The organism is Pedobacter namyangjuensis (assembly GCF_003313325.1).
Classification (GTDB): Bacteria; Bacteroidota; Bacteroidia; order Sphingobacteriales; family Sphingobacteriaceae; genus Pedobacter; species Pedobacter namyangjuensis.
Genome location: NZ_QMHQ01000004.1, coordinates 294,866 through 316,348 on the forward strand (window position 1 = coordinate 294,866; position 21,483 = coordinate 316,348).

Annotated in this window: 19 protein-coding genes; 2 read left to right on the forward strand and 17 right to left on the reverse strand. The window is 35.9% G+C overall.

The window, feature by feature from the left end:
* Positions 1-38 precede the first annotated feature (38 nt).
* From DUT69_RS17035 to DUT69_RS17045, 3 genes are all read right to left on the reverse strand, one after another.
* A complete protein-coding gene (locus DUT69_RS17035; protein WP_113654460.1) occupies positions 39-728 on the reverse strand; it encodes a response regulator transcription factor in 690 nt (229 codons plus the stop codon).
* Positions 729-808: 80 nt separating this feature from the next.
* Positions 809-2,479 carry a sensor histidine kinase gene (locus DUT69_RS17040; protein WP_113654461.1) on the reverse strand — a complete coding sequence of 557 codons (1,671 nt, stop codon included), beginning with the start codon at positions 2,477-2,479 and terminating at the stop codon, positions 809-811.
* 15 nt (positions 2,480-2,494) lie between these two features.
* Positions 2,495-4,381: a S9 family peptidase gene (locus DUT69_RS17045; RefSeq protein WP_113654462.1), complete on the reverse strand. Its 1,887-nt coding sequence runs from the start codon at positions 4,379-4,381 to the stop codon at positions 2,495-2,497.
* A 234-nt stretch (positions 4,382-4,615) separates the two neighbouring features.
* Here DUT69_RS17045 and DUT69_RS17050 point away from each other — a divergent pair, with 234 nt between their 5' ends.
* Together DUT69_RS17050 and DUT69_RS17055 are read left to right on the forward strand one after the other, a co-directional pair.
* Positions 4,616-6,424, forward strand: coding sequence for a tetratricopeptide repeat protein (locus DUT69_RS17050; protein ID WP_113654463.1), 1,809 nt, complete (start codon positions 4,616-4,618; stop codon positions 6,422-6,424).
* A 15-nt stretch (positions 6,425-6,439) separates the two neighbouring features.
* Positions 6,440-6,742: a DUF4286 family protein gene (locus DUT69_RS17055; protein WP_113654464.1), complete on the forward strand. Its 303-nt coding sequence runs from the start codon at positions 6,440-6,442 to the stop codon at positions 6,740-6,742.
* Positions 6,743-6,985: 243 nt separating this feature from the next.
* Here the strand turns inward: DUT69_RS17055 and DUT69_RS17060 are convergent, their stop codons facing one another.
* The 14 genes from DUT69_RS17060 to DUT69_RS17125 all read right to left on the reverse strand — a co-directional run bounded on the left by DUT69_RS17060 (position 6,986) and on the right by DUT69_RS17125 (position 21,477).
* Positions 6,986-7,828 (reverse strand): OmpA/MotB family protein, encoded by an 843-nt coding sequence (locus DUT69_RS17060; RefSeq protein WP_113654465.1) that lies wholly within the window; start codon positions 7,826-7,828, stop codon positions 6,986-6,988.
* Positions 7,829-7,882: 54 nt separating this feature from the next.
* Positions 7,883-8,545 carry a DUF2461 domain-containing protein gene (locus DUT69_RS17065; protein WP_113654466.1) on the reverse strand — a complete coding sequence of 221 codons (663 nt, stop codon included), beginning with the start codon at positions 8,543-8,545 and terminating at the stop codon, positions 7,883-7,885.
* An 18-nt stretch (positions 8,546-8,563) separates the two neighbouring features.
* On the reverse strand, positions 8,564-8,968 hold the full coding sequence (locus DUT69_RS17070) for a DUF983 domain-containing protein (protein ID WP_113654467.1): 405 nt from the start codon (positions 8,966-8,968) through the stop codon (positions 8,564-8,566).
* A 17-nt stretch (positions 8,969-8,985) separates the two neighbouring features.
* Positions 8,986-9,249, reverse strand: a complete 264-nt coding sequence (locus tag DUT69_RS17075; protein ID WP_113654468.1) for a hypothetical protein — start codon at positions 9,247-9,249, stop codon at positions 8,986-8,988.
* Between the two features lie 105 nt (positions 9,250-9,354).
* Complete coding sequence (locus DUT69_RS17080) at positions 9,355-10,704, reverse strand: DUF4302 domain-containing protein (RefSeq protein WP_113654469.1); 1,350 nt, start codon at positions 10,702-10,704, stop codon at positions 9,355-9,357.
* Between the two features lie 18 nt (positions 10,705-10,722).
* The gene (locus tag DUT69_RS17085) at positions 10,723-12,153 is read right to left on the reverse strand and encodes a substrate import-associated zinc metallohydrolase lipoprotein (RefSeq protein WP_113654470.1); all 1,431 of its coding nucleotides are present in this window, start codon (positions 12,151-12,153) and stop codon (positions 10,723-10,725) included.
* A gap of 6 nt (positions 12,154-12,159) precedes the next feature.
* Positions 12,160-13,629: a RagB/SusD family nutrient uptake outer membrane protein gene (locus DUT69_RS17090; RefSeq protein ID WP_113654471.1), complete on the reverse strand. Its 1,470-nt coding sequence runs from the start codon at positions 13,627-13,629 to the stop codon at positions 12,160-12,162.
* Between the two features lie 10 nt (positions 13,630-13,639).
* A complete protein-coding gene (locus DUT69_RS17095; RefSeq protein ID WP_113654472.1) occupies positions 13,640-17,284 on the reverse strand; it encodes a SusC/RagA family TonB-linked outer membrane protein in 3,645 nt (1,214 codons plus the stop codon).
* A gap of 56 nt (positions 17,285-17,340) precedes the next feature.
* Positions 17,341-18,270, reverse strand: a complete 930-nt coding sequence (locus tag DUT69_RS17100; protein ID WP_162796349.1) for a FecR family protein — start codon at positions 18,268-18,270, stop codon at positions 17,341-17,343.
* A 112-nt stretch (positions 18,271-18,382) separates the two neighbouring features.
* On the reverse strand, positions 18,383-18,979 hold the full coding sequence (locus tag DUT69_RS17105) for an RNA polymerase sigma-70 factor (RefSeq protein ID WP_113654474.1): 597 nt from the start codon (positions 18,977-18,979) through the stop codon (positions 18,383-18,385).
* A 72-nt stretch (positions 18,980-19,051) separates the two neighbouring features.
* Positions 19,052-19,597, reverse strand: a complete 546-nt coding sequence (locus tag DUT69_RS17110) for a DUF420 domain-containing protein (RefSeq protein ID WP_113654475.1) — start codon at positions 19,595-19,597, stop codon at positions 19,052-19,054.
* A 59-nt stretch (positions 19,598-19,656) separates the two neighbouring features.
* Entirely contained in the window at positions 19,657-20,364 is a 708-nt protein-coding gene (locus DUT69_RS17115) for an SCO family protein (RefSeq protein WP_113654476.1), read from the reverse strand.
* Positions 20,364-20,717 (reverse strand): cytochrome C oxidase subunit IV family protein, encoded by a 354-nt coding sequence (locus DUT69_RS17120; protein ID WP_113654477.1) that lies wholly within the window; start codon positions 20,715-20,717, stop codon positions 20,364-20,366. Before DUT69_RS17120 ends, DUT69_RS17115 begins: the two co-directional genes overlap by 1 nt.
* Before the next feature lie 25 nt (positions 20,718-20,742).
* Positions 20,743-21,477, reverse strand: coding sequence for a cytochrome c oxidase subunit 3 (locus DUT69_RS17125; protein WP_113654478.1), 735 nt, complete (start codon positions 21,475-21,477; stop codon positions 20,743-20,745).
* Positions 21,478-21,483 lie beyond the last annotated feature (6 nt).

Below are 21,483 nucleotides of genomic sequence, written 5' to 3' on the forward strand. Positions count from 1 at the left end.
AACTACAAAATTCAATTCAGAAATTCAGGATTAAAATATTAGCCCGCGTTAAAGCGGTAACCTACGCCACGCACCGTTTGCAACAACTGCGGGTTATCTGGGTTTAATTCTATTTTTTTACGCAAACGAACAATGTGCATATCCAAGGTGCGTGTATTTACATCAGAGTTGTAGCCCCAAACCACCAACATTAATTCATCGCGGTTAATAACTTTGTTTGGATTACGCAAAAAGTAAAGTAATATTCTGTTCTCCAAAATAGTTAATTCTATTTTTTTGCCTTCTCTGTACAAGGTATGGATATTTGGATGATGCTCCATATTTCCAAAACGATGAATTTCAGAACGATCGCTATTTAAAAGGAATTTAGATTTGCTATCTAGCATCGCTACCAAAACATCCATGTTAAATGGTTTGGTTACATAATCTGAAGCGCCAAAATTATACGCATCGATTTTGTCGACATCCTGTGCCTTTGCAGTCATCATAATTACCAAACCCTCATAGCCAGCTTTACGAACTTCTTCGCAAACTTCAGCACCTTCCTTACCAGGCAACATCCAATCTAAAAGTACAATATCTGGTTTTTCGTTGGTAATGGTAGAGACCGCAGTTGCACCATCGCTATTTTCAATTACCTCATAACCTTCTGCTTGCAAACGATGAACAACCAAAAAGCGTAGATTTTCGTCGTCTTCTACTATAAGTATTTTTATTCCTTTAGACATATTTATTTGTTTTAAGGCTGTAAAATTTAAAAATTGAAAAGTTGAAAAACCTTACAACGTTAAACATTACAACATTTCAATTAATTATTATAAGGTAGTACTATTTTAAATTCCGTGCCTTTGTCCACCACACTTTTAACGCTAATTTCTCCGTTCATAAAGTTAACAAGTTCCTTACAGAAAGCCAAACCTAAGCCCACACTTCCGTTCTGGTTATACCTATTTTGTATGCGGTAAAACTTTTTAAAGATATTATTAATTTCTGACGATGGGATGCCGATGCCTTCGTCTCTAAATCTTAATACAACGCGGTCTTTAATCATTCTTGCGGTAATATGCAGTTTCTTGTTATTAACCGCCGAATATTTATAGGCGTTTTCCGCCAAATTATCGAACAAGCTGCCTAACAACACCGGATCTGTAATAAATGTTTTAAAGCCCGAAACTTCATAACTAACTTCAAAATCGGGATATTTCAACGCGTAGGCATCTAAACTGCTTTCAATAAAATCTTCTATCGTAACCGAATCCTTATTTAGCGTAATGGCTTTATTTTCTATCTGCGTAAATGCCAAAAGTTTGTTCATTAAGCCATTTAGCTTATCAGCCTCTTCATCTAATATTTTACCATAAAGTTTCTGCTCTTTCTCACTTAAACTCGTGGCGCTTTTAATGTTGTTGCCTGCTATTTTTATTACACTGACGGGGGTTTTAAACTCGTGGGTTAAGTTGGTAACAAAATCGTACTGAAGTTTAAACATTTTATGGTTGATGTTTAAGTTTCTATAGATTAAAAAAGCTACTAATACCAAAACGCCGTAAAAAAGTAAAAGCAAGGCTGCAATTGGCCAAAAGAAGCTGAAAATTTCTTTTTTAACGAAGTCTCTCGAAGACGTAAAATATAATTTATAATCTGAAAATGGACCGCCTAAGGTTATTTCTCCGGTAATGTACTCAGAAGTTGTATCAATCGGATCGTAAGTGATAGGCTCAATTCTTATGTTCTGATACAGTAATGGTCGCGTATTTTTTATTCTGATTTTATTTGGGTCCAACTCAAACGAAAGCATATCCTGCTGATAAACAGGTTCGGTTTCCAACTTTGTCGAAATCATACGCTTGTAAACCTTCAGAATTTCAAAACTCGGGATATTGAAATAATCAATTCTATTATGGCGGATATCTGTAAAGTTGCTAAACAGATCTTCTTGGGTAGGCACTTTGGTCGTATCCAGCTTTTGAATAAAATTTATCAGTTTTAAGGTAACTGGATTAAAATCCTCTAGGCCTGCTCCTTTTACAGCCTCATTTTGCCCAAACAACCTAACTGAATCTTTATGTACCGATTTACCGAATTGGTAAACGTTTTTCATACCGATGGCAAAATCGCCAAGGTTAATTCCATGATCCTCGTAGCGCTCGTTTTTAACCTCTGTATCGTAAAACGTAACACGAGACACGAAAGGGTATTGCATTAAGATGGTATCTGTAAACTTACTGGCGGATGCAGAATCCAAATAACCATTGTAAAAAGAAATTTCTGGCAATTTGTTCAAGAAAAAATCATTGTAGGGCTTAATGCTTTCCTCTAAAACGTTGGCTTTGGCCGATACGAAATCGTTCTCTATGTTTTTTTTACTGAAATTAAAAGCCAAAAAAAGCGATAGTATAAACACCACCGATATTAGACCGATAAAGGTGACGATTAACGAGAAATTTTTACGGTAGCCACTATCTTTTTGCGAAACCATTTTTGCTTTGCGAAACTATTTCTTTTTCAAATTTACGGCTAGAAACTCTTCTAACGCAGCATATACTTTTTGCCTACTTTCTTCACGATTGAAAGAACTATCGTCTTTTTCTAAATACGTAACCTGAACATTTCGTTTTTTAAGCTCTTTAACAAATCGAATTGCATCGCCAGAGTTACCTCTCGGATCTTTGATATTTTGTGTAATAAAGATAGGAATATTAACCTTATCTGCATGAAATACCGGTGAAACCTGACTTACATAGTCGACATCTGTATCTGGATTACCGAAAATTTCATAATACATTTTTAAACTAGATTTAAAAAACGGTGGTATAGATTTTAAGTAGGTTAATAGATTTAACACCCCTCCGTTAGATGCGGCACACTTGTATAACTTCGGATTTTTAATAGCGGCGCTCATCGCAATGTAACCACCAAAGCCGCTTCCGTAAATGGCAACTTTATTTGGATTAGCAATTTTCTCTGCTATTAGCCAATTCACACCGTCATCAACATCATCTTGTATTTTATTGCCCCATTGCTTAAAACCTGCTGCGTAAAAATTCTTTCCATAACCGGTAGAGCCACGATAGTTAACCTGTAACACCGCATAACCTCTGTTGGCGAAAAACTGTACCTCGGCATTATAACCCCAAGTATTTCTCTGCCCTGGCCCATTGTGTGGCACAACTATAACCGGTAAATTTTTACCTTCAACATTTAGAGGCAGGGTTAAATAGCCATTTATTTTCAACCCATCTCTAGAAGTATAGCTGATTGGTTTCATCGCACACATTTGCGCTTCGTTAATGGCCGAATTAATATCGCTTAGTTTTCTAATTTTGCCCGTACTGGCTACATAAAGATAATAAGACCCTGGATTTCTATCGGTAAACGTTCTAACTACAAATACATCTTCTTTCTTATCTCTGTCTGTAATTCTGGTTTCGGTATTTGGCAATAATTTATCTAGTTTTTGATTAAGTAATTTACTTTCCTCATCTAAATAATGTTTTTCCTTTTTCCAGGTTTCACAAACAACGTAAGCCATTTTCCCTTTTTGCCTTGAGTATTGCGCATCAACTACATTTAAAGTATCATTAGCAAAGAGCACACCTTTTTCTTTGCCGGTATTGCAATCTAATTCTACTAATGCACTTTTGTCTCTGTTGGCATCTGTAATTACATAAAGACTGTTTTGTTTGGTTTCAGAAAATGCTATTGGATATAAAGTTGTCTTAAAGTTGTTGGTTAAAATTGGTCTAAAAGCTTGGTTTTCAGTATTACGATACATTAGCGTTTCGTTTACGCCATCACTTGAAATTGCCATTCTTAAATGCCCTTTGCTATCCGTCATCCAGCTGGTATAATTACCAGGGTTTTTAGCCGCCATTTGCATTTTGCCATCTCTAACGTTTAATCGATAAACATCAGAAACTGTCGAATCTCGTTGATTTGATAGTACTAGAATGTACTTATTTTCAATTAACTGATCTTCTAACACCCTAATCCTGGCCTTAGTATTACTACTTAATTGCCTCTCATCTTTACCGTTTTTGTTAATGATAAAAAGATCTGATTGAAATCTATCTCCAGGTTTTTCTTTGTGATAAATAATTTCATTATCGCTTACCCATGAATAGAACGTAATATTTTTCTCTTTTAATTGCGTTAGCTGTAAAATACTTCCGCTGGCAATATCTTCTACAAAAAGGTTCTGCTTCTGACCCTGAAGTTTTAAATAAGCTAAACTTTTGCCATCTGGGGATACACGATAAGTTGCTTTATCTTGTGATTTGAAAAAATCATTAACCGGAATAACCGCTACCTTTCCTTCTTGCTTGCATGCAAAAAGAAAAGCCATCAGTATCAATAAAACAAAATCCTTAGCAACCTTCATATTTCAATTATCGTACAAAAATACACAACCCCATTGGGCAAAAGCAATCAACATTAACATTGTTACTTTTAAAAAAACAACCGGGGAACTCAATGTAGCAACATTGCTGGTAATCAGAATAATTTTGTCGGTAACAATTAGAATACGCTTATTTATTTTACGTTATTTTAAATCAGCAACACTTATTTGCCGTTAGAATTTTTAAATTTAAAGCGCTGGCAAATATCATCATCAATGAAAAAATTAATTGTGCTTTTATTTTTATGCTTTACGAGCATCGCTTTGCGGGCGCAAACCAACATTGACGAGGCGCTAGCTTACCAATATTACCAGCAGGCAGATTACGAAAAGGCTTCAGTTTTATTAGAAAAACTTTTTAATCAAACTAAAAACGACAATTATTTTGAGCTCTATTTTAATTCGTTGATTAAAATAAAAAAATATACAGAAGCAGAGGCAAATCTAAAAAAGCTCGTTAAACAGTATCCTCAAAAAACCAATTACGCGGTAGCACTGGGCAGGGTTTATCAAGAAAATGGTCGCGTAGCGGATGCAAACAAAGTTTTTCAGGACGCAATTAACAACACCACTAAAGACGAATTTAAGTTTAGAGAGTTGGCTAACAGCTTTTACCGGTTTGAAGCTTATGACATGGCTATTTCTGCATTTTTGCAGGGTCGAAAATTGTTTGGCGACGAGCAAATGTTTGTTTACGAGTTGCTAAGCATTTATCGCTACAAAAAAGACAAGGTAAATTTAGTAACTGAATATATTAACGTATTAGAGAGTACGCCACAATTACTTCCGCAAGCTCAATCGGTGTTGGCTTCTGTTTTTGAAGATAACAGCGACTATCAAATACTGCAATCAGCTTTGCTAAAAAAACTGCAGAAGAACCCCGATCAAGAGATTTTTAACGAGTTGTTGATTTGGCAATTTATACAAAAGCAAGAATATGAAATGGCTTTAAGGCAACTTATTGCGCAGGATAAAAGAACCAAAGGTAATGGCGCACTTCTATACAACACAGCAAACTTGTTTACAGCTAATAAGGCTTTTACCACTGCAATAAAAGCATACGAATATTTGTTAACCAAAGGTGAGGCAAGTGAATTTTATTTGCCCGCAAAGCTGGAGTTAATTAATGCAAAATACGAACTTGTGATTGACGGTAAATTTGAAAAATCTGCCATCCAGGCTTTAGCTAATGAATATGAGGAGCTATTAAATAAATATGGCAAAGTGGGGCAAACACTTTTTGCACTGAAAAAGCTGGCGCATTTACAGGCTTATTACCTTAACGACTTAAAAAAAGCGGAAGCAACACTGGAAACGGCAATATCAGTGGAGAAAATTTCGCCTATGGACATTGGCATTTTAAAAATGGATTTAGGCGATATTTATGTACTTACCAAACAACCTTGGGAGGCAATTTTAACTTACGAACAGGTTGCCAAACAATTTGAGAGCCAACCAGTAGGTAGCGAAGCTAGATATAGAACTGCTCGCCTTTCTTTTTATCAGGGCAATTTTCAGTATGCAAAATCTCAAGCGGATGTTTTAAAAGCCTCTACTTCTCAGTTAATTGCTAACGACGCCTTAAACTTAAGTCTGCTAATTTCAGACAATTTGCAAAGCAAAAACGACAGTTTAGCGCTAATAATGTACGCCGATGCAGAAATGCTGCAGTTTATGAATTTAAACGACCAAGCATTAAAGAAGTTGGATAGCATTGCATTAGCTTTTCCGAGTAATAGTTTAGCGGATGACGTATTAATGGCAAAATCTAAAATTTTTATCAAAGGCAATGATTTTTCTGGTGCAAGTGTTTTATTGAAAGAGCTTATAAATAATCATAATACAAGTATTTGGATAGATGATGCGCTTTTTACTTTAGCGGACTTGTACGAGAAAAAATTAGGGGATTTGGATGAGGCCAAAAAGCTCTATCAACAGTTGATGAACGACTACCCTGGCAGTATGTTTAACGCAGAAGCGAGAAAACGTTTTAGAAATATTCGTGGCGATAATTTAGGCACTTAACCTTATCTTTGTGGCATGTTATTATACAATGTAACCCTAATTTTAGAAGACTCTATAGCAAACGAGTGGCTAACTTGGATGCAAAAAGTACATATTCCGGCTGTTATGGCTACGGAAAAATTTGTTTCTTATCGTTTATTAAAAGTATTAGACTCGCCAAACGAAGGTGTTACCTATTGCGCACAATATGTAGCCGAAACGCAAAGCGATTATGAAGATTACAAAACTAATTTCGCCCCCGCGTTGCAACAGGAGTTGCAAACCAAATTCGACAATAAGTTTGTTGCTTTTAGAACCTTGATGGAGTTTTTGGGGTAAGGTCTTCTCTTATAATTTCTCGTCATGCTCAGCCAATCCTATCGTGTTGGCAAGTCTCTGTCGAATCAATAATAGGTAAGTTATTGCCAGCTTTACTGTCAATCGTAATGAGCCCTTAATATCAGCCTAGTATTAACTCTATCGCATCAAAGATACCGCTTTCGCGGGAATGGCGAAAATCGGACAAAATTCAAACAAAAAAGGCGGAAACTAATGCTCCGCCTTTTAAATATTTACTCGAGATTACTGTTTAATCAAATCGTACAATTCATCCAATTTTGGCGAAAGTACAATTTCAATCCTACGGTTTTTACTACGACTTTCGGCACTGGTATTTGGTCCTAAAGGCTGAAATTCTCCTTTTCCGGTGGCTGTCATTCTAACACTTTCTACTTTTTGCTCTTCGGTTAGGAATCGCACAACAGAAGTAGATCTTAATACACTTAAATCCCAGTTATCTTTAATCTGACCAAGATTATTTATTTTTTGCGAGTCGGTATGACCTTCAACAGCGATGTTAATATCACGTTGTTGTTTCAAAACTTCGGCTAACGATGTAAGTGCTTGTTTACCTTTTTCATCAATAATAATACTACCTGATGGGAATAATAATTTATCCGTTAGGGAAACATAAACTTTACCGTTTTTAATCTCTACCGTTAAGCCGTTTTTAGTAAAGCCTAGCAAAGCTTCTTGAAGTTTAGCTTTTAATTGGTTTGTAGCCTCGTCGCGTTTACGCAAAACTTCTTCAACTTCCTTTAAACGTTGTTCGCGTTTTTTTAAATCTGCGCTTAGCTTGTTAATTTCTGTAGAGCTGTTGCTACGCAGTTTGCTGTAATTAGCATCCATTGTTTCATACTTCGCCCTTAAATCAGCTAATTCTCCGTTTAAGTTTGCGGTATCAGCTTTTAAGCGAGCTAAACGGGTTTCTAAACTTTCGTTGTTAGATTGCGATGCAGACCAGCCAGAATTTAAAGAATCTTGTTTGGCCAATAATGCTTTGTATTTTTTAGGAGATAGAATTACGCATGCACTAAATGAGCATACCATTAAAGAGAGTGTAAATGCTAGAAAGATTTTTTTCATTAATGTGTGTTTTAGTTTATTGGTAAACGTACAATTTGCGTTGATATTTTAACATTAGGCATCAACTGCTTTTCTCAAAAATAAAACAAAGGGTTGGATATCACGGAAAGCAGTTATCAACTTATCCACGATATCAGCTTTTAAAAAAGCTTTATCTGGAATATTATAAACTGCAATAAAACTTTTAAGTTTCAGGTATTCTAATTGTGGATGATCAATCTCGTAACCTTTTGGCGCCTTTTTTAAAGAGTCGTCCGTACTTAACTTAAATGTGTCTGTAAATTTCTTATCGTTAACAACTTCTAAAAATTCGCTGGCGTTATAATCAATCTCTTCCCTAATCATTTTAAGAACCGGTGCCTCTGGCTGCCAAAAGCCCACGCCAAAAAAACATGCCCCAGGTTGCAAATGCAAATAATAACTTGGTGTTTTTGGCCCGTAGCCCTTAACATCAAAAGCAATTCCGTAATTAAGTTTATATGGATCTTTATTTTTGCTAAACCTAACATCTCTGTAAATTCTCATCAAGGCCTTTTTTGGCTCGGTGTCTGCGGCATATTGTGGGTCTATTGAAGCAAATTCTTTAATCAGCTTTGCTATAAAAGGAAATAGATCTTCCTTAGCCTCTTCATACAAGTGCTTATTTGTTGCAAACCATTCGCGGTTATTGTTGGTTGCAATTAAATTCAAAAAATCGAAGGTTTCTTTTTTTAACATAGTTCAATCATCTAGATTTTACTTAACAGCGGTATCGTAAGCTGGTTTATATTTTATTTTAGGCGAAAGCAGATGTAATAATATTATACGGGAATAACGATAATTAAACGGCGATAAAATTAGAGAACCTAAAATAATTACGCTAACGTATAACCAAATATCGTCAAAGTCTATCTTAGCACCAGAAAGATAATAAGTAGCAAAACCCATCCCTATCATCTCGGCCATATTCATTGCGTAACTAACGTACATAGCTGCGTAAAAATAGCCTGGTTCAATTTCAAACCTTAAACCACAATTTGCACAATTTTTATTCGTTTTTTGGATATTAAAGCCGAAGACACTTCCCGTAAAAATATCACCACGCCTACATTGCGGACATTTTCCATTTACAATAGCGTACAATTTAGACGTTCGCTGCATATTAAATGGATTTACTTTTAAGAATGATTGGAACTTGCCAGTGCTGTGCTCGTTTTTTTACGGTAGTTTCTATACCACAGCAAACCAATACCGGTAATTAGCAAATAAGGAATTGCTAAAAGATAAATGATGCCATTATTTAATCCTTTACCTTGTGTATTACCGTTTTTTGTGCCTTGTTCGGCATTGATGGTACACATACTGCACTGCGCTTTTACCGTTGGATTAACCGCAAAAGATGCAACTAGAATTAAAAGAAGAAAAATTATTCGCTTTAACATCGGCACAAATATAAACATAAATGCGAAAGCAAGTTTTAAAATTTATGTCATAAAAAAGCCCCCAGAAAATTCCGGAGGCCTTAATCAACTATTATTAACTTAAATTTATTGCAATACAAAGGTCATTACGATACCTGGGTTTTCAACGCTTGACATTTTTCCATACGTTACGGCTCCATCTGCATGGTAATCAAATTTTATGCTGTTATTTAAAAGGAAAGCATAAACTCTAGAGAGTGGATTGCTTACATAACCACCTGATGGCGCTGATTGTTGCGTAAACTTGTAAACACCATTCGCGTCAACGGTATAATTGTAGGCAGATGTAGTCGTCCAACCAGAACTACCACCGTTCTGACTGCTGAACCCATCTACTCTCAATCTTTTGTTTACGGTGTTCCAAACAAAGTTGATTCTACCATAGTCAAAGTTAAAACCACCCGTTACAGAAGCAATTAATCCGTTATGGAAATAATTCAAGATATCTGCACCCGCAGTAGAAGTACCCGGATAAATCGTTTTATACTGTGATAACATACCAGCGTATTTTGTTCCCCACAATAGATGAATTGGAACTAAAGGTGTTGGAGAATTTTTAACGACGTATTCTTTACCGGTAGAGTCGTAAACAGCTAAGGTGGTAGCGTCTTTCCAAACGAACTTAACAAATCGAATACCTTCGAAAACCAATCCATTATTTAACAAATCTATACCCGTTAAATTGTAGGCAAATTTGGTAGCGCTTGATTTTATTGTAACGCCATCTGCCAATACACCGGTAAAATCCACTCTTTTTGCAACGTTCATTACGTTAGAAAGATTATGAGACAATTCTACCTTAACCATTGATGCTCCCGTTCCAATCTCGATATAAGGGTATCTATTTGTAGTAAAATAAGTTTTATACTTATCAATTGCAGTTTTGTAAGCACCACTTTCATAACTTGCTTTTTGAGCTGTAGTAGCCTTAACCAATTTAAACTGTTGGCGATATTTTTTGCCAATAAAGAAAATTGTGTCAGCACTTACTTTATCATAAATAAAATCGATGTCGCTTTTAAAGCCTATTTTCGCTTCTCCACCATACACTGCGGCATCAGGATCATCTAACATAGAGATATAATTGTAGCTATCGAAAACTAACGAAGTACCAATATCCTGTTTAACTCTGTAGTATGATTTCCCAGTAACGGTAGCAGTCGCATCCGTCAAATCGGCCAACATGGTTACGTTTTGCTGATTATCGAAGTTCATATAAAAACCGAATCCACCACCAGATAAAGTGGTTAAACTACCTACCCATCCATTAGGTGAAGATGTTAAGGTACTAGATACCAAATTAATTTGATCAGCTGCTCTCTCTTGCGGTGTCTTATCAAATTTGGCAACATATGATGTCTTTTTGCAGCTTATCAGTATAGATAATACTGCCATACATGCTAATAATTTTTTCATTTTTTTAGTATTAAGAGACTAGTAAGCTAATGGACCATAAAAATAATTTGTTGGAGCATTTAAGACACTGAATCCAGCAAACTTCATATAATCATCTGCAGTGACAGTTACGGGTAACCAATCTGCGACAAACGTATTTCCTGTCAAATAATCTGATAATGGTTTTACTGCTGTAGCTAACGTTGATGCATTAGCTACCCACTCGCCGTCCGTTCCACCTGGGGTTCCAACAGTAAATTTAATCTGCCCCGTTGCCACAGTAATTGCCATATTGAAAGCATATTTTGCATTAAAAGTTGTCCCTGCCGAGTTAGTGTAGTTAACCACCATAGTTGTCGAAGTTGTAGACGGAAAATCAAATCGCACAAAATTTACCTTTCTACCTCCAGGCGCAATGGCTAGAACATTTGCAGTCATTGCGTCGTATACAGCTTTAAAAGAAGCAGATGAACCATATTTAAAGTAATAGTCGGCAGTCGGATTTAAGGTTAGTGATTTAAACGTTGGTACTGGAGCCGGGGCTGGGTTTGGCGCAGGAGTAATCAGAGGAGTACGTGATTTGTTAAGCCAATAAGCAAATTTCGACTCATTACGGCCTATACCAATCATGTATTTTTGAACCTCTCTTTGTAATTCTTTGAAATTAACTCCAAGGGTTGCAAAGTAATTTACAACATTACTTTGTTTTTGAATAAATCTCGACTTACCAGCGGTATTAGCGAAGTTCGCCCAGTCCTCATACCAAACTTGTCCGTTAATTAACAACCAGCTAATAGTTTCGGCATAATCTTCGGTTGATACACCACTTGCGTAACTACTTACAAAGCCATTTCTACGGGCCGAATCTGTAGGCGTACTAGTATAAGGTTGCTTATAAAAACCTCGTGATATCGCTTCAAAATCTGTTGGGATGTCAATAATCTGGTTTAAAATATGACCAAATTCATGGTGCATAATGCGATGACGATCCCAAGCATAGAATTGACCGGCAGGAAGTGGTTTGTAATCATTTACCCCATATAGTGTAATTCTTCTACCTGCAGCCGCTGTACCTGCAACACCTGGAGCATTTGCATCATCGTATTGGTAAGATCCGAATAATACCCACTCTTTAGGCATATACTTTTTAGTAAAAACTTCGCCCGCTACTTTACGATATGGATTGATAAAACCATCTAAGACAATTTGCATCGTCGGTTGAATATTCTCTAGTTTTGATGGAGTTACGTTGGCACTGTTGCCATGATAGTATCTATTATATCTGTAGATAACTTCAATGTTGTAAGCATCTAAAAAGTTTGTTCCTAACCATTGGTCTAATGGAGTATTGGTAGTTGGGTTGTCAGCATTAAATGTGCTGTAATCCACATTTAAAACCTCGGTTTTACGGCATGCACTTAATGTGGCAAGTAAAACAAAAATGGTTAATAATTTATTTAAATTTTTCATAATAGTTTATCTTGGATTTAGTGCAACACCTGATAATTTTACCTCTTCTGGTAACTGGAACAGTCTTCTAGGATCTTCCGGTTTTAATTCCGCAAACGTCTCTAGTCCAGTGATGTCATAATTATTGTGCACCACTGTTAATTTGCGACGAAGAATATCAAACCATCTTAAGCCTTCTTGTAAAAACTCTGCCTTTTTTGCGTCTAGTATGGTTTTTATTAATCCAGCTTTAGGGTCTGTGATGGTCGGATAAAAAGTTGCAATTCTAGCTGCGGTTACAGCGTCAGTATTTGGATTATAACCATTAATTCTCACACTATAAAAATCGTTAATATCCTTTAAGGCTAAAGAGCTATTTCCTAATTCTGCGTAAGCTTCCGCTCTGTTCATTAATGCCTCATCAACCGTAAATAAAGAGTAGCCTAAATAAGGAAATCCGATACCTGGCCCTGTATTAAAGAAAAACTCTTTATGCTTATAGGCAGTGTAGTGCGGAATGCCGTATGAGGGAGTTGTATTCGCTAATGCCTTACCAGTTACGTTATTACCTGCAGCAAACATTTTTACGGTATTTGATCCATAGCCATGTCTAGGAGAGGTCCACCGAGCAAATGTCGAATAATTGTTAACCAACAAAAGGTTGTATTTCTGACCACTACCCATAAAATTCGTTCTATGTTCTTCTAACGTTGATGTTCTCAAAGTCGTAGAAATAGGACGCATGTTATTTACAAAATCATTTCCTTGAACGGTTGCCGTTGCATGATCAATAACTTTTTGCCATTCTCCTTTAAACAGATAGAAACGGGCAGCGAAAGCATTAGCCGCCGCTGGTGTGAAATGATATTTTGGAACTTTATAAGCAGAAGCAGAAAGTAGCTTCATCCCTTCTAGCAAATCCTTCTCAATTAGATCGTAAGTAGATTGAACTGTTCCTCTTTCGTATTGTTTAATCACTTCAGTTTCAGGTTTAGTTACGTAAGGGATACCTGGCGACGAGTTATCTGTTCCTTTTTCGTAGGTTTTAGCATAAAGCGTTACCAGCATAAAGTGTGCATACGCTCTAGCAACCAAAGCTTCTCCTTTATAAGGAAGTGCTGCATTGCCGAAGTTCTGGTTTTCAACTGCTTCTAAAGCTTGGTTGGCTGTTGCAATAGCTTCATAACAACCATTCCAGTAATTTGTAGCCGAATTTGTTGAAGCGCCGATTACATCTTCCCATGCGTAAGGCAAATCAACCGCTTCATTTGTAGAGCCAATACCCACGCCTTTATCTTCAACATTATCCGAAGAAAATTCTGTAAATGTTAAATAGTCGTAAGTTGGATAAGCTGTACCCACTAACTGGGCCAATTTATCTACATTGTTAATTTCGGCCCTATTGTCGGGTGCCTTCTCTAAATATTTCTTACAAGATTGCAAACTTACCAAGATTGCAACCCCAGATATGATAAATGATATTTTATTTAATTTCATGATATGATGATTAGAATCCGAATTTTAGTGATAATGTATATTGTCTTGCTACTGGTAGAGATACACCTCCAGAAGCGTAAAATTCTGGATCTTGTCCATTTAAACGTTTGTCGGCATAAATTAACCAAATGTTGTTACCAACTAATGACAATGACGCATTAGACATTTTCAACTTTGAATAAAAGCTCTTTGGTAAACCATAGGTTATAGAAACCTGCCTTAATTTGATGTAATCGCCTTTTACAACTCGTTCTGTAGAGTAGTTGTACAAGTTATAAGGATATCTGATATCTACTGTACTACCATTTGCATTTACAATTTGCGCAGCTGATAAAGGATCCAATATTGCTGGTATAGAAGTAAATTTTTCGTCGCCAGGCATTATCCATCTGTTTAACACATCTCTACTCATCGCTGCCAAGTCATCGTATCCGCTAGCTACAGACGGTTTTAAACGTAGTACGTTACCAGATGAGAAACCTAATAATGCAGAGAAGCTAAATCCCTTGTAAGAAAACTGGTTATAAAAACCACCTGCAAATGTAGGATCAGTCGGGCCTTCGTATTTTAAAAAGCCTAATTCGTTGCTCTGTAAGCCGATTTGTGTGGTGGCTCTTCCATCAATGCCTGCATACATTGGATAGCCATAATCATGATTTAAGCCTGCAAAACGAACAGAGAACAAACTTCTCTGAGCATAACCGTCTACAGGTGCACCATTTGCAGATACTGATCTCCATACATTTGGAGCGATTCTTAAGTCAGTAACTTTATTGGTGTTATATCCAAAGTTAAAGTTGGTTCTCCATTTGAAATCTGTATTGTCAATTACCCTTCCTGCAATGGCAAATTCCAATCCGTTACCTTTCATTCTACCATAGTTAGCGGTTTTATTATACTCACCACCTATACCTGATGTAAGAATTGTACCGATCAAGTCGTAAATGTTTCTTCTGTAATAATCAAGCGTTAAGGTTACTCTGTCTTTTAAGAAAGCCATATCCAAACCAACATTAAAATCTTTGGTTTTTTCCCAAGTTAATTCACCATTTTCTAAACTGCTTAAATAAATTTGAGTTTCTTGATCACCCAGTCCTAATCTTCTTGACAATTGATTATAAAACACAGCCGAAGAGTTTGTCGCATTTCCTAAACTTGCAACTAAACCGTATGATGCTCTGATTTTTGCACCAGTAAAAATCTCATTCTTCGGGAAAAAGCTTTCCTCGTCGATATTCCAGCTACCGGAAACGTTCCAAGTTGGCAACCATCTTGCAACTGCACTTTTACCCATCAAGTTAGAACCATCGTATCGGCCTGATAATTTAATGGTATAACGTTCTTTATAGGTATATGAGGTATTAGCAAAATAAGCCATGTAACGATCATAACCATACCCCATACCGAAATATGGTTTACCGCTTTCCGTAGCTTGTTTAAAATATTTATAATAAGAACTTACAAGTCCTCCGTTATCAAATTGATAGCCAGCACCATCAAAAAACTCGTTCTGACGATCTGAGTAACGCATTTCCATACCACCAAACGCGGTAATGTTATGATCGGTATTAAATGTCTTACTGAAGTTTAAGTTCTGTCTGAAATAATAGTTTTTCAAGTTATCTGTAGTAACTTTATAAAAACCACCACTTGGCAAAACACTTATTGGCAAACTATTTGGAATATCTGGATCAGTGTAAAGATTCCCGTTTCCACTATTAAACGTAGCATCGTCTATTGTTCTGAAAGAAGTTGCCATGTTCGAATTCTCCAAAATCGAAATCTGTCTTTCTGTGTTTGTAAAACGGTAAGCACCGATTGCCGAATATTGTAAGCTTGGCAAAATTTGATAATTAACACCACCCTGAACTTTGAAATCAATCATATTTAATTTCAGGTAGTTAGATTCTAACTCATTTAATATGTTAAATGGCGCACTGTTTTGTCTAAAATACTCCAAGTTTCCGTTTTCATCGTAGGGAGTTATCATTCTACTTGTATTTAATGCGTATGTGTACGGATTGATGTCAAAACCTCTGTAATATGTTCCATAAACAGGATCAGACTGCAGCGATGTTGTACCTGGAGCGGTCTGATTACGTACCGAACCATTCGTTAATAATTCTGCACTTAACTTATTACCTAGTTTGAAGTTTGCCCTGTAGTTACCCGTAAACCTATTCACACTATTTCCCAAGGTTAACCCATTGTCTTGTAGAAATGATGTTGACGCATAGGACTGGAATTTTTCTGTTCCGGATGTAATACTTACCGAATGGTCTTGTTGTAACGAGTTTTTAAATAATACATCAAACCAATCTGTGTTTGCATTTGCATAACGAGAAAGGAATTGAATCTTACTTTGTCCGTCATTTCTTAAAGCCCAGGTATTGCTTGTTTCATCATAATCATAAAGTTGGTTATACATTTTATAGAATACACCGCCCGAAGAACCGCGTGATGCGCCTGGGATTTGATAGTAACCTTTATTTTGCATCTCAATGATTACCGCCATCTGATCTGCCGAGTTTAAAATATCAAATTCAGAATAACTAGGCTTAGAGTATGTAGTAAAGTTACCGCTGTAACTGATTCTTGCCGCACCTTCTGTCTGCTTACCTTTTTTGGTGGTAACCACAATTACCCCGTTCATTGCTCGTGCACCATACAAACCCGTGGCTGCTGCATCTTTCAAAATGTTAAAACTTTCAATATCATCTGGATTTAAGCCAGCTACCGATGAACCGATCAAGGTATTTGCATCACCCGTAGTTAATGCTTCATTTGAAATATTAACCACATCTTCCAAAATGATACCATCGATAACCCAAAGTGGCTTGTTATCGCCAGAAAATGAAGTAGCCCCACGAACACGAATTTTAGGTGCCGCCCCAAAGGTACCTGACACATTTTGCACCGTTACCCCAGCAACTTGTCCTTCTAACATACGACTAATATCGGGAACACCTGCACGTTCAGCATCTGATGCTTTAACCAATGTTGATGATCCGGTAAAAGTCTTTCTTTCCAAAGTCTGGTAACCAGTAGATACAATATTTACTTCCTTCAATTGAGATGCATCCTCCTCCATTGATACATCAACTCTAGCTTTACCTGCCACAGACATTTCTAAACTTTTGTAGCCTAGATATTTGAAAACAAGTACGGCATCTTCTTTAACTGAAATAGAGTATTCGCCTTTGTCATTTGTGGAAACCACATTTGTGGTGCCCTTTGCAAAAATGCTAACTCCTGGTATCGGCTTTCCATCGCTTTTATCTTTAACAACACCTCTGATTGTAACATCTTTTTTAACAGGTGCTAATGGTTCTTCCTGAACTTTAAGAATTACTTGGCTACCAACTTGTTTGTAGCTGATGTTTTTCTGTTTGAGTTGCTCTAATGATTCTTTCATTGAGTTCAGCTTCTCTGGCACTTCAAGCACCATCGATTTATTAATTTCAGCGGCGTCGTAAACAAAGCTTATTTTATAAGCTTGCTCGATCTTTTTAAGATAGTTTTCTAATCTTTCTGGCTTACCTTTTGCCTGCAGGGTTTCTGCATTAGCAAACAGCGACCAAAAGATTGCAAATGAGAATATCGCTAAATAGCGAAAACTCGACATCACATGTCTTTTGTAAAATTTTCTCTGCATAGTTTGTTTGGTTTAGGTTGTTGTGTTTTTTTGTTGATTAATAGTTGAAATTATGGTTAATTAGTTATTCGAAGTAAAACGTGGTTTTCGCTTTTTTCTATTTTAAGATTATAAGTTGCTTTAAGTAAACTTAAAACATCATTTAGTTCTTCACCTCTAAACGTTGCGTTAAATTTCTTTACAATCTTTTTAGTGTGTTCCAATTTTATTTCCTGATTATAATATTTTGTTAGTTGCTCGCAAACTTCTTCTAGTGGGGTATCAACAAAAATTAGTTCTTTAGTTAGCCAAGCATCTGAATTTTGAGAGTTTTTGGAAACAATTTGGCTCTTAGCTATATCATAAGATAAAGCTTGCCCAGCTGTTAAAACTAAAGTTGTACCTCCTTTATATGGAGAAAAAGAAACTTTCCCAGTTTTAACATCGAGATCTATTTTGTCTGAATGTGCCGATATATTAAATGATGTACCTAGAACAGATACTTTTGACTTATTTAAAATAACTGTAAAGGGTTTTTCTGAATTTTTTGCAACTTTGAAAAAGGCCTTTCCTCTTAAAAGCGATATTTCTCTAACCGAATCGTCAAATTTATCTGGATAAGTTAACGCCGAATTTTCAGCCATGATAACAATCGAACCATCAACTAAATTTACGGTATCGATTTCGTTAGCAATAGTAGTTTTATTTAACTGATTAATGTCCTCGGTTTTACTAGAAAAAATCCAATAGCTCAAAGTGGCAATTAGTAATGAAGCGGCAAGTCCTTTAAGCCATAGAGGCGTACTAAAACGTTTAACTGGAACATCAATAAAAAATTTATCTAAAAATTCTGTAGTCTTATTATCATCAATTTTACTGATTACTGCAGCCCGACTAGATAAACGCCAAATTTTTTCAATTTGCTGAAATATATCCTCATTTGATTTCGAGGAGTTTCTAAATTGATTTACTTGATTCTTCAGATTTTCGTCTGTAGGATTTTCCAAAAACTTCGTTATAAGAAGTAGCTCTTCAGAGGGTTGCGTCATGTAGATTAGTTTGGCTTACTTTACTATGACAAACAAATTATGAAAAACCCCTAAGAAATTTTCGAAAAAATTAAAAAAGATAAAAATTAAGTATAAATGTCAGTGAGTTAATATTTTTCAACTGATCCTTTTTAGCAAACAACTCTTTTCTAAGTTGTTTCAATGCATTGCCAATGTGGTTTTCAACCGTTTTTTCGGAGATGGATAACAAAGTTGCGATTTGTTTGTATTTAAGATGTTCGAAACGATTTAACTTAAAAACCTTTTTACACTGTTCAGGTAGCTTCTCTATTTCCCTATGCAATAACATAATCCACTCGTTTTCTTCATCTAGCTCTATCAGGTATTCTTCAGAATAATCAGAAGCAATCTTCTTATGATGAAGTTCGATGTTCTTCTGCCGATTTACATGGTTAACAGACGAATTGATAACCACTCTGTAGAAGTAAGACTTTAAAGATTGTATTTGGATTAAGCTATCGGGATTTTCCCAAACCTTTAAAAATACATCTTGTACAATTTCTTCGGCAACGTTTATATCTTTAACATATTTGTCGCTGGCAAGCAATAACGATTGAAAAAATTGCTTATAGAATTTAGCGAAGGCATCGGTCTGACTTGTACTTATAACATTAAATAAATCTTCACCTGTTAGTATTTTCACCACTTTATCAGTCTTGCTGATTCTAAGATAGTAATTAAAATATTACATGGAGACTTTTTTAAAAGATTGGCTAACCTACACGTAATACGGAGATATCATCAAATAAACGATAACACCTGTAACCGCGACATACAACCACATCGGGTAAGTGATGCGAGCTATTTTTTTATGCCTTTCGAAACTTAAAGCTAATGCTCTAACATATGTAATCAATACAAAAGGAATAATGATGATTGACAATAAAATATGCGTAATTAATATAAAATAATACACGTATTTAATAGCTCCTTCTCCACCAAACTTTGTAGAATCCGATGTCATATGATAAGCAACGTACATTCCTAAAAAAAGAACAGAAAGCGTTATAGCAAACTTCATTAAGTTTTCGTGCAGTTTACGTTTACCTCCTTTAATAGCCCAAACAGCAATAATTAAAACTATGGCAGTTATTCCGTTTATTGTTGCATAAATAGGAGGTAAAAAACTTAGTGGTTCAACATCATAACCAAGCTTTCTTAGGTTAACACCAAATAACAATGCAACCACCAGAGGAATAGCTATTGATAAAGTGATTATCCATTTATTATATTTTTGTTCTACCGAATTTTTTACTTCACTCATTTTTAAAATCACTAATTTTTTAGGCCTTATTTCAAACTTCCAGATTTCCCAACTCAGGATTATCTTCCGTCTCTCATGTTCCTCAACTCCTCGGCAATCAACACCTTAATCTCATCATCTAACTTAGACAAGGCTTCTTGATTAGTGGCTTCGTAATAACCTCTTATCCTTTTGTTGATATCAACCAAAACGAACATATTACTATAGTCGAATTTCGTTTGGCCGTTCGCTTGAGTTTTAAGCGCATCTAATAGTAACCCGTCTTTTATTAATTTCTTTACGGCTAAACTGTCTCCCGTAAGCAAATCCCATTTTCCCGCATTTGCGGAGATTGATTTAGCATAATCAGCTAATACGGCACCTTTATCCACCGTTGGATCTATACTTAGGCTAACAAAATTTACCATATGATTCTTTTCATAAACCTTTAGAAAACCCTCAATAGCTTTATTTGCATAATCTACGCCGTAGGAACTACCACTAGTGTAGAAAAGATTCAATAGCATGATTTTACCCTCGTACTGTTTCAAGCTAACTGAATCAGCATTTTGGTTAACTAATTTAAAATCTCCTACTTGATGATAAATGGTATCAGGAATTTGTTTGCCCCTAACAGAATGAAAGGTTTTTGCCACTACTTTCTCACCGTAAAAAGGTAGCGGTTTATATCGGTTTTTCCCTTTATCCTGTAGTAAATAATATAAAAATCCCGGTACCGCTAATATGGTTACCAGGATTAATACTTTTTTTATTTGATTTTGTTTCATTAAACTAGTGGCATGTGGGCATGCAAATAACCACCTTCGATTAGCATTAAAACAATAAAATAAATAATAAATACAAAGGAAACTGAAAGTGATAATTGCAACCCTAGTTTCTCGAATTTTAAGTGCATAAAGTAAGCAACAATGTAGTATGCCTTTAATAACGTTAATGCTATATAAACATAATTACCTACCGATTGAGACATATATCCTTTAGGAATTACCCACAGTGCGATGATGAACTCAATTACTGTAATCAATAATAAAATAAAGAATACAGACCATATTTTCTTTTTGCTCATTGAAGCATGCTCATCATGCGCATGTTCTTCTGTATGTATGTTGTGCTCTGACATAATATTTCTTTTTAAAGCGTAATAATTAAACTAAATAGAAGAATGTAAATACAAACACCCAAACTAAATCTACAAAGTGCCAGTATAAACCAACTTTCTCAACCATTAAATAGTGACCACGTTTTTCGAAAGTTCCATTAATTACCATTAACAAGATAATAATGTTGATGATAACGCCACTAAATACGTGGAAACCGTGGAAACCAGTGATAGTAAAGAACAAGTTAGAAAACTGTAATGCCGAAACATATGAAATTTGACCATCGAAAAATGGCTGTAATGCTTTAGTTATTGCACCCGGTTCTGTTAAACCTGTGGCCGGATTTGTTCCGAACCAGAAACCTTCGTGATGTAAGTGTGTCCACTCAATTGCCTGACAGCCTAAGAACATAAAACCACCAATAATTGTAGCAACCATCCACCATATAACTTCTTTCTTAGAACGACGGTGACCAGCCTCTACAGCAAGAACCATAGTTACAGAACTCATGATTAGGATAAAAGTCATGATACCCACAAAAACCAATGGATAACCATGATCTGCAAAACCAGGGATTGACTGGAAAACTAAATCTGGATCTGGCCAAGTGAATTTAGAAAAACGTTGCGCACCATAATAAACCAATAATGATGAAAAAGTGAAGGCATCTGATAATAAGAAAAACCACATCATTATTTTACCATATTCTACCGACCATGGCGAACGGCCACCGGCCCACGGAGTGGTTTTAACTTGGTCTAATTTCGATAATGAATCCATTTAGTA

Bases quoted from the DNA above. Each gene is read 5' to 3' on its own strand.
- DUT69_RS17125 (WP_113654478.1), bottom strand. From the start codon at position 21,477: ATGGATTCATTATCGAAATTAGACCAAGTTAAAACCACTCCGTGGGCC.
- DUT69_RS17070 (WP_113654467.1), bottom strand. From the start codon at position 8,968: ATGCAGCGAACGTCTAAATTGTACGCTATTGTAAATGGAAAATGTCCG.
- DUT69_RS17090 (WP_113654471.1), bottom strand. From the start codon at position 13,629: ATGAAATTAAATAAAATATCATTTATCATATCTGGGGTTGCAATCTTG.
- DUT69_RS17080 (WP_113654469.1), bottom strand. From the start codon at position 10,704: ATGAAAAAATTATTAGCATGTATGGCAGTATTATCTATACTGATAAGC.
- DUT69_RS17120 (WP_113654477.1), bottom strand. From the start codon at position 20,717: ATGTCAGAGCACAACATACATACAGAAGAACATGCGCATGATGAGCAT.
- DUT69_RS17035 (WP_113654460.1), bottom strand. From the start codon at position 728: ATGTCTAAAGGAATAAAAATACTTATAGTAGAAGACGACGAAAATCTA.
- DUT69_RS17095 (WP_113654472.1), bottom strand. From the start codon at position 17,284: ATGCAGAGAAAATTTTACAAAAGACATGTGATGTCGAGTTTTCGCTAT.
- DUT69_RS17085 (WP_113654470.1), bottom strand. From the start codon at position 12,153: ATGAAAAATTTAAATAAATTATTAACCATTTTTGTTTTACTTGCCACA.
- DUT69_RS17110 (WP_113654475.1), bottom strand. From the start codon at position 19,597: ATGAGTGAAGTAAAAAATTCGGTAGAACAAAAATATAATAAATGGATA.
- DUT69_RS17065 (WP_113654466.1), bottom strand. From the start codon at position 8,545: ATGTTAAAAAAAGAAACCTTCGATTTTTTGAATTTAATTGCAACCAAC.
- DUT69_RS17115 (WP_113654476.1), bottom strand. From the start codon at position 20,364: ATGAAACAAAATCAAATAAAAAAAGTATTAATCCTGGTAACCATATTA.
- DUT69_RS17075 (WP_113654468.1), bottom strand. From the start codon at position 9,249: ATGTTAAAGCGAATAATTTTTCTTCTTTTAATTCTAGTTGCATCTTTT.
- DUT69_RS17060 (WP_113654465.1), bottom strand. From the start codon at position 7,828: ATGAAAAAAATCTTTCTAGCATTTACACTCTCTTTAATGGTATGCTCA.
- DUT69_RS17040 (WP_113654461.1), bottom strand. From the start codon at position 2,479: ATGGTTTCGCAAAAAGATAGTGGCTACCGTAAAAATTTCTCGTTAATC.
- DUT69_RS17055 (WP_113654464.1), top strand. From the start codon at position 6,440: ATGTTATTATACAATGTAACCCTAATTTTAGAAGACTCTATAGCAAAC.
- DUT69_RS17050 (WP_113654463.1), top strand. From the start codon at position 4,616: ATGAAAAAATTAATTGTGCTTTTATTTTTATGCTTTACGAGCATCGCT.
- DUT69_RS17045 (WP_113654462.1), bottom strand. From the start codon at position 4,381: ATGAAGGTTGCTAAGGATTTTGTTTTATTGATACTGATGGCTTTTCTT.